The sequence below is a fragment of the Opitutia bacterium KCR 482 genome (assembly GCA_029269845.2).
In the GTDB taxonomy this organism is placed as follows: domain Bacteria; phylum Verrucomicrobiota; class Verrucomicrobiia; order Opitutales; family Intestinicryptomonadaceae; genus Merdousia.
The window spans coordinates 778,558-791,723 of record CP149973.1; the positions used below are offsets into that span (position 1 = coordinate 778,558).

A 13,166-nucleotide genomic window follows, 5' to 3' on the forward strand; every position below is an offset into this window, starting at 1 on the left:
CAATGGATATTGAAAAGCCCAAAACGCCCGACGAGAAAATCGACGCGCTCCTCGCCGCCGACACCCCCGCCCTGCCCGACTCTTTCACGGAAAGCGTGATGGCGGCGGCGCGGAAAATTTCGGCGGAGGAAAAGCTCGCCGACGGGCGGATAGACGCGCTCTTGGAGCGGCTTGCCGCCTTCCCGAACGCGACCGACAAAATCATGGCGGCGGTCGCAAAGGCGGGGGCGTCGCGCAGGGTGCGCAACTCGATACTCTCGTGCGCCTCCGCGCTGGCGGCGGCGGCATGCGCGGCGGTCGCGGTGTTTTCGGCGACAGCCGACGCCACTATGCCGCGCGGGGTAATCACCGCCGACGACTTCGCAGAAATGTCGCTTATCGACGAGGAAATAAGCGGGATAGCCGCGCTCGTCATACAGGAGGAATTCATAGACCTCGCCCGATAGGCAAACGGGGTTTCAAACACGGGGCGCAAGTTGCGGAGTGAAAGCCGCATTTGCGCCTTTGTTGTACGCGGTGTAGAAAATTTCCCGCAAAAGACGGAAAATCGGCGGGATAAACGGAACGCGGGACGGGCGGAAAATGTCGGTAAAAACGGAAAAAACGGCGCAAAATTTGCTTGCGTTGAAAACGCGCCGTCAATAGCGTTTCCATAGAGTATGAAGAAAACTTTTATTTCTACCCCCCCCGTTCAAAAAAAGCTTTCGGAAAGAAAGGCTTTCGCGCTCGTGCTTTCGCTTGCGCTGATGGGCTTTATGGTTCTGCTTATCGTGACCCTCGCGACGATGGTCCAGATGCAGATGAGACTCAGCCGCCAGAGCATGAACGACTTTAAGGCCAAACAGGCCGCCAAATTCGCGGCGTATCAGGCAATGAGCCGCGTGCAGAGCGCGCTCGGCCCCGACCAGCGAATAACCGCACACGCAATGATGTTCGACGACACCGTGGCGTCGCCGATTACGGAGCTTGACAACGACAAGAAGTTCGAGTGGTGGAGCGCGCCGATGAACATCGACCGCGACGAGGCGGAGAAAATAGACGACGCCGCGATTTCGCAAAACCGCTACTGGGTCGGCGTGTGGGACTCGCGCAGGGGCTACTCGCCCGAAAGGCAGCTCCGCCAGCAGGCGCGGTCGGACTATATCACAAACACGGTCGAACGCGCGCTCACTTGGCTTGTGTCGGGCAATAAAATCAGGGAAAAGGAAAGCACGGACTATTCCGTGGTGAGATACCGCCCGACATCGAAGCTCGACGACGGCAAATACGTACGCGCAGTCAGCGCAGGCTCGTACTCCGACGAATACGGCGCGCCACGCTCCGACCGCGACGTTCTTGCGCCGCTTGTTACCCTCGACGTAGACCCCAACCCCATCACGGGCGAAAAAATCAGCGACGGCAAGGAAACGCGCATTGCGTGGTGGGTAGCCGACGAAGGGCAAAAGGCGTCGCTCAACGCGGTCGCAACGGAGGACATGTTCGAGCACGCAAACCGCATCAATTACAGAATACAGAGCTTGCCGTTCTACTCGGGCATTCACGGCCTGACGGTATCGGGCATGGGCGGCAAGGCGGGAACAAAGGCGTTCGACCTCGACTTCCGCGACGGCGACGACCAAAGCTCGATGGCGCGTATCCGCAACCTCGACGACATCAAACAGCTCGACATTTTCCGCTCGGGCTCGCTGCCCGACAACACACTGCTTTCGAGGGTGTTCTTCCACAGCGCAAGCTTCAACACAAAGGGCATACTCGTAAACGTGCGCGATGGCGGTTTGAAGAAGGACCTTTCCCTCGGTCTTACCCGCAAGGACTTCGGCAACGAAGACGAAGAGCTGCTCGACAAAGACAACAACAACGCGCCCGAATATTTCGAACGCCCCTACGGCGTGGCGGGCTTCGACTTCAAAACGACGGCATACCCGCTCGTAAAGGACAACGTATACAGATACCACCACAACCCGAACAAATCGGGCGAGCCCGACAGAAAGCTCAGGGGCACGGGGCACATCTTCGGCCCGCAGATGTACGGGCACGAAAACACAGCCGACGCAGAATCGCTCTCGACTATCCGGCTGATGGCGGACATGTTCGACGACAAATACATTTGGAAAGACCCCGGCGGCCCTCTTTGGGACCAGCTCCGCTCCTATTATAATACGAGAACCGAAGACCTCGCCGACCGCGAAACGCTCGACGCCCGCGTTCAGACGGACGACCGATACGGACTCAAACCCGTTGTAAAACGCTTCCAAGTGTTCTACGTTCCCACTTTTGTAAACTACGGCGGACAGAAGTACGGCCTGCGTCTGCACATCATGCCGCTGCTGATTCTCTACAATCCGTACGATACGAAAATCAAGGGCGACACATACTACGCAATCCGCGTGTGGGGGCAGTTCAGACACCCCACGGGCGCGTTCAGGTTTGCAATCGGCTACGAAACGGGGCAGTACTTCCAGTGCCTGAGAGACCTCCGCACGGAAATTATCCCCTCGATGAGCGACGAAATCACCCGCGCCGACCCCGACAAAAAATCGCTCCGCCAGTTCATGCTTCCGTTCAGGCGCGGCACGGTCTGGGGAAGAAACGAACAGACCGACAGCGGCACAATCGTCAACAACATCAACCCGACCTCGAACAACGACTACCCGATTAAGTGGCTTATGTCGCGCTACACGGCGTTCTTCGAAGGTTTCAGATACGGAAATACGGACGTTCCCGCGTTTCCGTTGGGCTACGGCATAAAGCAGAACATGCTTTCGCAGGCGGACATAAAAAACGCAATCGCGCCCACCGACATCAACGTCTCGGAAACTTTCAAGTGGAGGCACTGGAAAGACATCGTGGCGGACGGCAACATAGTCCCGTCGAGCGAGCTTGCCTCGGAAAGGGCGACGGCGGGAAGAAACCGCTACGCCGCGCGGGTTGCGAGAATCCCGCTCTATCTCAACAGCATAATCTACGCGGTAACGCACGGTTCGTACTTTAACTCTATCCTAAAAGACCCCGACGCCGCCGAAGGCTACCTGTTCTTCGCACAGCGCAGTATCGACGCCCGCAACCCCGAAAACGCGAGCAAAATCTACACCGCCAGCGACGGCAACACCGACGACGCAAACCTGCGCTTTATGGCCTACGACGCAAAGGGAATCGAACCCGGCAAGGCGAAGATTTTTTCCATGAAGAAAATCATAAGCTACGTCGGCAACCCGAAGAACAAGGGCAGCTCTTCCGACCAGGACAAGGACGGCCCGAACGGCGTACTCGAAGAAAACGCAACAAAGAGCCTTTACGAAGAGCGCGACGCCATGATGTACGGACTCGACAACGGCGGCGTTCTCGGCGGCTGCTTCTATGTGGATATTCCCCACCCAGAAGCCGAGCACGCCGCGAAGTACGACAACGACACCGACTGGCAGTACAGAGACAGGCTCGGCAAATACGTTCTCTTCGACCTAGACCTCATCGCCGCGTGCAACATCAAGGACGTGAACGGCGCGAACATGGAGACGAATATCAACAACCTGTATATAGACATGCAGGACATCGAAGGCGTCTACCCGCGCAAGGAAATGTCGGGCATGGAAACCCACAAAATGCTGGGAGCGGCATTCAACATGACGCCGCTCGGCTACGCGATTTCCTCTTACAACCTCGACTACACCCGCCCGTCGGACTGCTCCTCGAATCCGCCGAACACGAACGCAAAATACTGGAATCCGATTCACAGACACCAGCTTGAATATGTCCGCCTGAACCTCGACATCTGGATTTGGAAGCGCGAAGGTTTCGAATTCGCAAAGTTCTGCCCCACAAACGCAAAAAACACAGGCAGGGACTACGCGGCGGGCTTGCAGATTATGGGGCCGTCGCTCATGCACATGCGCGGCTTCCGCTTCTTCTGCTTCAAACAGCCCAGCTTCCCCGACCCGTCAATCGGCGCGTACGGTCAGAAAACGCAGTCGGGCGAGGCGCAAAACTACTACGTATATACAAACTACCACTGCCCTGGAGAGGCGCGCATGGACAACGGAAGGTCGCTGTTCCTAGCCGCGTACCGCAATACCGACACGAACTCGAACGGCGCGTGGTACTCGGACGGCGTAAACGGCGGCGGCAACCAGACGGTTGACGGCGCGCTGAAACAGCTGCTCGGCTTCGGAACGCCGTTCTCGACCAACGCGCCCGGCAACGACGAATCAAAGTTGGGCGCAGGCTCGACGGTAGCGACAGAACCTATCCACCGCGCCCGATTCTACATCAACTGGCTCACGCTCAACCCCCGCAGACACTCGGCAAACTACTGGAAAAACCACGACAACTGCCGCATGTACAACTCGTCGGCGCAGTACATTCCGTCGGTCGACGCAACGGAAATCTGCATGGACACCGAAGGACTTGGCGACACGCTCCCGCAGGCAATCAGGCACAACAAAGACCTCTCCATTAACAGCACAAACTACAACTACGCCCGACAGCTCTACGCGTCAATCAACGACACCACCGGCCGCGTGCCCTACGGCCTGATTTTCGCGCAGCCCTACGCCAACAGCTCGGCTGGGCACGAACCGTTCTTCAACGTCCGCCCCTTCGTGAACTCCAACATTCACGCGACGGGCTACTACGGAGACTGGTCGGGCAGGGAAATCCCGATTTCGGGCGAAAAGAAAACGCTCTACAACACGATTTCCCGCCTGACAAAGACAATGCAGTCGCTCAATCAGGCTTACGGAACGAAGGACGGCATGACCTACGTCGGCAACTCGCTCGTGGGCGTCGCCGACGGACACGTAAGAATAGGCCTGAAAGAGGAATTGGGCACGTACCAAGCCCCCGTTATCCACGTCCTCAGAAAGACGGAAGTTGTATCCAACCCCGCAAACCTCGCGGGCGCGGGGCTTTCGTTCGGCATCGGCAAATACCAGGGCACGACGTGGCTCTACGAAGACACTGTAAGCGGATACTACGCGAACCTCGTAAACAGCGACCAGTTCCAACGCTCCTACGGATTGCAGACAAACGAATCGCAGTACCCGACGCTCGCGATTGGCAACTCGCTCTGCCCCGCCCGAATCTCGCCCGAACGCGCCTACCATGTAACCTGGCTCGACGGCGCAAGCGCGGTTTGGGACAGAAACGACGACAACAACTCGGTGTCGCGCTCCGGTAAGTTCGACGGCAAGAGGGAATCGGCGTACTACGAAGACCGCGGAGTGCTCTACGACATCTCGTGGCAGCTCAACGACGCCCTCTGGGACGAATACTTCTTCTCGACCCTCCCCTACCGCAAGGACGAATCGAAGAACACTATCGACCAAGAGTACGCCTACCCGCAGAACCCGCGTATCCGCTACGCAGTAGAACGCGACGACTACCTCTCGCTCAGAGACCTTACCTCAGACTCAAACAAGGAGCAATTCGAGGAAAACGCCTCAAAGTTCTGGGTAAACGGAGCGTTCAACGTGAACTCCACAAGCGTGGACGCGTGGAAGGCGGTGCTCTCAACCTACTACGGGCAGGAAATCCGCGACTATCAGGGCAAGAGCCTCAAGCTGGAGCAGTCCGACGCCGCAGCGTTCCACCGCTGGCAGGCGCCCTACTCGGCAAAGGAATTCACCTCGTCTTCGTCGATTACCGAAGAGGACACCGCGTTCCAAGGGTTCAGGGCTTTGAGCGCGGAGGAAATTGAAGAGCTTGCCGTGGCGATTGTAGAACACGTCAAGGACAGAGGCCCGTTCTATTCGATGTCGCACTTCGTCAACAGAGTCGTTCCCGACCTCTCGGCGGAACAACGCTACACGGAGGAATACCTCGGCAACGGCAAAGTTCCCCTGCCCTCAAAGCTCGACGACCGCAAAAACCTCGAAAAGGAATACGACGACCAAATTACATACCGCGTCTCGCACGCGCAGAAGGGCGTCTTGCAAGCGGCGATAGACTCGACTTCAATCAACTACCCGTTCCACACCGACAAAGACTTCATCATCTCGATAGACAACAACCGCAACATGTCGGAGGCTTTGCAGTACGACAACAACTGTAAGGACTATCAGGACGTGAAGAAGATTTGGGAAAACTGGCGCGGAGCTATCGGCCCGCAGGCGACGGGCGCGCCCGCGTACCTCATGCAGCAGGATTTGCTTGCGCGCCTCGGCTCGTTCCTGACGGTGCGTTCCGACACGTTCAAAATCCGCGCATACGGCGAAGTCCGCAACCCCGTTTCGGGAGCGGTCGAAGGCAAGGCGTGGTGCGAAATGCTCGTGCAGCGCATGCCAGAATATTTCGACTCTGAATCGCAAAATCAGGAACCGTGGAGAATCAGCGGCCGCGAACACGAAATCGGCTATCAGGAAAAAGTCAACGACCAGCGCAACTTCAACACGCACGTAGACGAGCTCAACGACCTCAACAAGGAACTCGGCAGACGCTTCAAAATCGTCTCCTTCCGCTGGCTGAACGAAAAGGAAATCTAACACAACAATGCTAAGGAAACTCGCAACACTCGTGTTTCTGTGCGCGTCGATTTTGTGCGCGCAGCAGGAACGGCAGCCACAACAACAGACGGAACAGAAAACGCAGGAGGAAAGCGTCGACGTTACAATCAAAATCTTCAAATGGGCATACTCAAACGCAATGACGATTCCCAATATCGGCGGCGGCGTCTCGACCGTCCGCGCCTCGAAAGACCAAAACTTCGACCTTTGGTATAAATCGGGAGACGCCTACAAGGTTTTGAAAGTGTCGTCGGGTTCGATGTCGAACGCGATACACTACAAAGGACCGCGCACGATGGTCTTCTACAAGCGCGAAGCGGTCGCCACGGAAGACGGCACGCAGTACAACTACCGCGAAGCCTGCCGCATGACAATCCCCCTCGGAATAGACGAACTCTTCGCGATGATGTTCAAAACGGGACGCTCGGTGGTATTCTACCCAATCAACGTCTCGCCGAAAACCCTCCCCAAAGAGAAAATCGCCGTAATCAACATGACCTCGCACAGGGTCGCGCTGATGGTCGGCAAAGAGCCGAAACTGCTCGGATCGGGCGCGAACGCAATCTTCAAGCCCAAGCAGAAGGGGGACACTTCGGTTGAAATCCAGATTGCGAGAATGGTTGACCGCAAATGGAAGCCCGTCTACCACAACAATGTGTCAACCCCAAAAGACGCGCGGTGCGTGGTGCTTCTCTACGACCCCGTAAACAGGGCGTCGCCGAAATTCACGGTGCTTGTGCTCACGCTCTAAAACCGCGGCGGGCACAGCGCGCAAATTTTCCCGCGCGGAGGCAAAACGCGCCCGAACCGCAAACGGCGGGAGGATTTCTAACAAAAGTCCGCACATGCTCAAACATTCCCAAAATGCGGTGAAAAATTCGCGCACCGCGCCTCAAAAAATGTGGACAAAACAAACCGATTATTTCATTCTTTTGCAATTATGAACTTCAACACTATATTGGATATCGCAGTATTTATTGCGTTCATCGCGGCGGTCGTTTTCGTCGGATTGTATAAAAGCCGCGGAGAAGGCGGCAGCGAAGACTACTTCCTTGCGGGGCGCGGACTCACTTGGTGGCTCATCGGCATTTCACTCATTGCCGCAAACATCTCCACGGAACAGTTCGTGGGCATGAGCGGAAGCGCGGCGGGCATTTCGGGGCTGGCAATCGCAAGCTACGAATGGATGGCGGCAATCACGCTCGTCTTCGTGGCGTTCCTGTTCCTGCCCAAATTCCTCAAAAGCGGAATCTACACGGTGCCGCAGTTCCTCGAATTCAGGTTCGACGCGCTCTCGCGCTCGGTGATGTCGTTCATGATGGTGATTGTGCTCGTGCTAGTGAACGTGACGGCGGTCATCTATTCGGGCGCGACGGTCGCCGACACGGTGTTCGGACACTCCGCAGACCTCCCCTTTGCGCTCGACCTCGAAGTCGCGTGCTGGGGCATCGGGATTATCGCGGCGGTGTACGTCTGCGCGGGCGGCTTGAAGGCGTGCGCGTGGGCCGACCTTTTGCAGGGCACGGCTCTCATCGTAGGCGGCATGCTGATTGCGTACTTCGCCTTCGACGCGTTCGCGGCAAAGCCCGCGGCGGAAATCGCAACGACGGCTACGTTCACGCCGCAGGCTCTCGACTCCCTCAAAGACGCGGGCATCATCGAAAAATTCGTATCGCTCAACTACGACAAACTAACAATGTTCATGCCCGCAGACCACTCCGAAATTCCGTGGACTGCCCTCATCATCGGCCTGTGGATTCCCAATTTCTACTACTGGGGCTTCAACCAGTACATCATTCAGCGCACGCTCGGCGCGTCGAGCCTTGCGGAAGGCCAAAAGGGCATCATGCTTGCGGCGGGGCTTAAACTCATAATTCCGTTCATCATCGTAATCCCCGGAATCATGGCGTTCAACCTCTATTCCGACGACCAGGCGCACGCGGCTCAGATGGACAAGAAAATCGCGACGGAAAACGCCAAGGCGTACTCCGTTGTGTACTTCGACTGGCTCGACCAAAACAACAAAAAATACGACCCCCGCCTTGCGGTAGAAACGTTCTCGTACGAGCAGAAAAAGGGCGCAAAGCACCCGATTTTCTCGGAGCACGAAATGAACGCCCTCCACGACGAATACGCCCGCGCAAAGGCCGACGGCACCGTTTACCTCACGCAGTTCGTCTACGACAAGGGCTGGGCGAAGGCAAACGAAAACGGCGCAAAGGCTCTCGTCGACGCATGGAATGCGCGCAACTCGGCGAACTTCGACGACCCCATGTCGACGAAAAAAACCTTCTACGGCTACAAGTACGACTCCGCTTTCGGGCTGCTCATCACAAAGGTGCTCCCCGCGGGCTTCGGTCTCAAAGGCTTCATTTTCGCCGCACTCCTCGGCGCGGTCGTAAGCTCGCTTGCGGCAATGCTCAACGCGGCGTCCACGATTTTCACAATCGACATCTACAAGAAATTCCTCAACAAAAACGCGAGCGACAAAAACCAAGTGCTCGTCGGCAGGCTTTCGGTGCTGATTTTCGCGGTCATCGGCTGCCTCGTAGCCCCCGTGCTCGCAAACCCGAACCTCGGAACGGTGTTCGTGTACATTCAGGAATTTCAGGGCTTCCTCTCGCCGGGCATTTTGGCGGTGTTCATCTTCGGCATGTTCTCGCGCAGGGCCCCGCGCTTCGCGGGCGCAATCGGCATCATAACAAGCCCCGTGGTCTACGGCCTGCTCAAACTCTTCTGCGGCGACATCGCGTTCCTCAACAGAATGGCGATTACGTTCGCGGTATCGCTCGGCATCATGGCTCTGCTCACGCTCGTAAAGCCGCTTAAACAGGATATCGTAATGCCCGAAAACACAACCATGGACCTGTCGTCGTCGAGGGGCGCAAAGATTTCGGGAATCGCGATTCTCGTGACGTGCGTTGCGCTCTACGTCGCGTTCTCGGGGCTCTTCCTCCACGCACCGCAAATGTAGGGAAATATGAAAGAATCACTCGTATCTTCTTTTGAAAAAATCTTCGGGCGCAAGCCCGAAGCCCTCGCGCAGGCTCCGGGGAGAATCGAATTCATCGGCAACCACACCGACTACAACGGCGGTCTCGTAATGGGGGTCGCGCTCGACAAGGACGTGATGGTTGCAATCGCAAAGCGCGCCGACCGCAGGCTGTGCTTCGCCCGCGCAAAATTCGGCGACAAGGTTTTCGTAGAACTCGACGCACTCGAAAAACAGCCCAAAGAGCTGAACTGGGTAAACTATCCGCTGGGCGTGTTCAAGTTCCTCGTGCAGGCGGGGCTGAAAGCCGACTGCGGCTTCGACATGCTCGATTGCAGCAACCTGCCCGCGGGCGCGGGGCTTAGCTCCTCGGCGGCAATCGAACTGGCGAGCGCGTACGCGATGTCGAAACTCTACGGCTTCGAAGCCGACCGCAAGACGCTCGTGAAAATCGGGCGCAAGTGCGAAAACGAATTCGTCGGAATGCCCTGCGGCATTCTCGACCAGGGCGTTTCGGGCTTCGGCAAAAAGGACACAATCGTTTACATCGACTGCCTCACTGAGGAATTTTCAAACTATCCCCTGCCCCCGAACTGCCGCTTCTGGCTCTTCAACTCTACGAAAAAGCACGCGCTCGTCGACGGGCTGTACGCGGCAAGGCACGCGGAGTGCATGGAGGCGGCGAAAATCCTCTCGAACGGCGGCAGGCAAAAACCGCTAAGGGCGTTCACGCCCGCCGATTTGGAGTCGGCAAAAGACAAAATGTCGGACGTAGTTTACCGCCGCGCAAAACACGTTATCGAAGAAAACGCCCGCGTGGTGAAGGCCAAGGAACTGCTGCTTTCGGGCGACATCGCGGGGGTCGGCAAACTTCTGAACGCCTCGCATGAAAGCTCGCGCAGGCTCTTCGAAAACTCCTGCGAAGAGCTCGACTTCCTCGTCGATACGGTCTCGACAATGAAGGGCGTTTTCGGCGCGCGCCTGAGCGGCGGCGGATTCGGCGGCGCGGTAATGGCGCTGACGGACGAAACGTTCTCGCAAGCCGACGCCGAAAAGGTCGCGGAACTCTACGAGGCGAAATTCGGCAAAAAACCCACGGTATTTACTTGCGCGTCGGGCGACGGCGCGAAAACCGTATAACTTGGACAAAAGCGCGTCGGGTGGCGCGCTTTTTTCTTGAAGAAAATGGGCGTCGGGCTAATTTCGCCGACTCCCGAAAACAATTTAACCAATAGAATCGCAATCATGAATGTACTGGTAATCGGAGGCGCGGGCTACATCGGAAGCCACTGCGTAAGACAACTCATAGCCGCGGGGCACAAACCCGTGGTTCTCGACAACCTTGTCTACGGACACAAGGGGGCTTTGCTGCCGTCGGTAAAATTCTACCGCGGAAACCTCGAAGACAAAAAGCTTGTGGGCGAAATTCTCGACAACGAGAAAATCGACATCGTAATGCACTTCGCCGCGTTCATCAACGTCGGCGAATCGGTCATGAACCCCATCAAGTACTACTACAACAACCTTTCGGGCGTAATAACGCTCATCGAAACGATGATAGAGCACGGCGTGAAAAAGTTCGTGTTCTCGTCAACCTGCGCGACTTTCGGCGTGCCGCAGAAGCTTCCGCTCACCGAAGACCACCCGCAGCTGCCGATTAACCCCTACGGTCAGACGAAGCTCGACGTCGAAAACTTCCTCAAAGCATGCGCGCGCGCATACGGGCTGAGCTTTGTGGCGTTGCGCTACTTCAACGCGTCGGGCGCGGCGGAGGACGGCACAATCGGCGAAGACCACACGCCCGAAACGCACATCATTCCGCTTACGATTTTCGCCGCAACGGGCAAACGCCCCTCGATTAACGTCTTCGGGACAGACTACAATACGCCCGACGGCACATGCCTGCGCGACTATGTCCACGTTGACGACCTCTGCCGCGCTCACATCGCCGCGTTCAAAAACCTCGAAAAGGAGGGCAGCTGCTCGTTCTACAACCTCGGCACGGGCACGCCGAACTCGGTTCTGGAAATCATCAAGGGCGTCGAGGAAGTCACGGGGCTGAAAGTTCCCGTGGTCTACGGCGCGCGCCGCGAGGGCGACCCCGACGCGCTCTACGCAAACTCGCAAAAAGCGCAGACGGAACTCGGCTGGAAAATCAAATTCACCGACGTCCGCGCGATTATCGAAACCGCGTGGAGGTGGCACAAAAACAACCCCAACGGATTCCCGAAAGACTAATTTATGGACGCCCAAATTCTCAAAAACAAATTCGAAGCGGCGGGTCAGGGACACGTCTTCAAATACTTCGACAAACTCTCCGAAGGGGAAAAATCGGCGTTGCTCGCGCAGCTCGAACAGGTCGATTTGGCGGAGCTTGACGAACTCAACAAAGAGCTTGTCTTCGCCGAGGCAAAGGGCGCGGCCATCGACTTCTCGAAGCTCGAACCCGCCCCCTACAAGCCGCTCCCCGCAGACAAGGCCTCCGACCCCGAATGGCGCGAGGCAAAACGCGTCGGCGAAGAGGCTATCCGCGCGGGACGCCTTGCGGCGTTCGTCGTGGCGGGCGGACAGGGCACGAGGCTCGGCTTCAACGCCCCCAAAGGCCTCTACAAAGTGACCCCCGTAAAACAGAAGAGCCTCTTTCAGGTCTTTGCCGAAAAAATCCTCTCGGCGTCGAACAAATACGGCGTGCGCATTCCGTGGCTCGTGATGACAAGCCACATCAACGACGCCGCAACCCGCGCGTTCTTCGGGGAAAACAACTTCTTCGGACTCCGCAAAGACGACGTTGTCTTCTTCAAGCAGGGTCTCATGCCAGCGGTAGACCGCGGCGGCAAAATCATCATGGAAAGCAAGTCGAAAATCGCCATGACCCCCGACGGACACGGCGGCTGCCTGCGCGGAATGTGCCGCAGCGGGGCAATCGACGAGCTTAAAAAGCGCGGAATAGACTGCATAAGCTATTTTCAGGTGGACAACCCCCTCGTGAATATCATCGACCCCTATTTTGTGGGATTCCATATCATGAGCGGCTCGGAGATGTCGTCGAAGATGATTCCCAAGGCGTACGAGCTTGAAAAGGTCGGGCACTTCTGCACGCTCGACGGCAAAACGTGCGTCGTGGAATACTCCGACCTCCCCGCGGAATACCAGAAACTGCGCGACGAAAACGGCAAACTGCGCTTTGTGGCGGGCAGCGTGGCAATCCACGTACTCGACCGCGACTTCGTGGAAAAGCTCGGCGGAAACAACTCTTCGGCGAAGCTGCCGTTCCACCGCGCCGACAAGAAAATTCCGTGCATCGACGAAAAGGGCAGGCAAATCAAGCCCGAAAAGCCGAACGGAATCAAATTTGAAATGTTCGTGTTCGACGCGCTCCCGATGGCGAACTCGCCCGTAATCATCGAAGGGTTCAGAGGCGACGAATTCTCGCCCGTCAAGAACGCGGAGGGCCTTGACTCGCCGCTTACATGCAAGAACCACCAGAAACAGCAGGCGGCGCGTTGGCTCGCGAAAGTCGGCGAAAAGCTCGACACCGACGCCGAAAACGTGCCGCTGTTCGACATTGAAATCTCGCCGCTGTTTGCGACGAACGAAGAGGACTTCGCCGAAAACTGGAAAGCCCTCCCCTTCGTGCCGAAAATCGAAGACGGCTTCTACCTCTAAACGAAAATTTG

Annotated in this window: 7 protein-coding genes; all 7 read left to right on the plus strand. The window is 57.0% G+C overall.

Annotation, left to right across the window (positions count from 1 at the left end; all coding sequences use genetic code 11):
- The first annotated feature begins 2 nt into the window (after positions 1-2).
- The gene (locus tag P3B99_003200) at positions 3-446 is read left to right on the plus strand and encodes a hypothetical protein (protein ID WYJ08133.1); all 444 of its coding nucleotides are present in this window, start codon (positions 3-5) and stop codon (positions 444-446) included.
- Positions 447-659: 213 nt separating this feature from the next.
- Entirely contained in the window at positions 660-6,476 is a 5,817-nt protein-coding gene (locus tag P3B99_003205) for a hypothetical protein (GenBank protein WYJ08134.1), read from the plus strand.
- Positions 6,477-6,483: 7 nt separating this feature from the next.
- Positions 6,484-7,248, plus strand: coding sequence for a hypothetical protein (locus P3B99_003210; protein ID WYJ08135.1), 765 nt, complete (start codon positions 6,484-6,486; stop codon positions 7,246-7,248).
- A gap of 207 nt (positions 7,249-7,455) precedes the next feature.
- Entirely contained in the window at positions 7,456-9,471 is a 2,016-nt protein-coding gene (locus P3B99_003215) for a sodium/solute symporter (GenBank protein ID WYJ08136.1), read from the plus strand.
- Positions 9,472-9,477: 6 nt separating this feature from the next.
- Positions 9,478-10,629 carry a galactokinase gene (gene galK, locus P3B99_003220; GenBank protein ID WYJ08137.1) on the plus strand — a complete coding sequence of 384 codons (1,152 nt, stop codon included), beginning with the start codon at positions 9,478-9,480 and terminating at the stop codon, positions 10,627-10,629.
- A gap of 105 nt (positions 10,630-10,734) precedes the next feature.
- A complete protein-coding gene (gene galE / locus P3B99_003225) occupies positions 10,735-11,727 on the plus strand; it encodes a UDP-glucose 4-epimerase GalE (GenBank protein ID WYJ08138.1) in 993 nt (330 codons plus the stop codon).
- Positions 11,728-11,730: 3 nt separating this feature from the next.
- On the plus strand, positions 11,731-13,155 hold the full coding sequence (locus P3B99_003230; GenBank protein ID WYJ08139.1) for a UDPGP type 1 family protein: 1,425 nt from the start codon (positions 11,731-11,733) through the stop codon (positions 13,153-13,155).
- Positions 13,156-13,166 lie beyond the last annotated feature (11 nt).

Excerpts from the sequence above, each read along its gene's own strand:
- P3B99_003200 (WYJ08133.1), top strand. The coding sequence starts at position 3 with ATGGATATTGAAAAGCCCAAAACGCCCGACGAGAAAATCGACGCGCTC.
- P3B99_003205 (WYJ08134.1), top strand. The coding sequence starts at position 660 with ATGAAGAAAACTTTTATTTCTACCCCCCCCGTTCAAAAAAAGCTTTCG.
- P3B99_003210 (WYJ08135.1), top strand. The coding sequence starts at position 6,484 with ATGCTAAGGAAACTCGCAACACTCGTGTTTCTGTGCGCGTCGATTTTG.
- galK (WYJ08137.1), top strand. The coding sequence starts at position 9,478 with ATGAAAGAATCACTCGTATCTTCTTTTGAAAAAATCTTCGGGCGCAAG.
- galE (WYJ08138.1), top strand. The coding sequence starts at position 10,735 with ATGAATGTACTGGTAATCGGAGGCGCGGGCTACATCGGAAGCCACTGC.
- P3B99_003230 (WYJ08139.1), top strand. The coding sequence starts at position 11,731 with ATGGACGCCCAAATTCTCAAAAACAAATTCGAAGCGGCGGGTCAGGGA.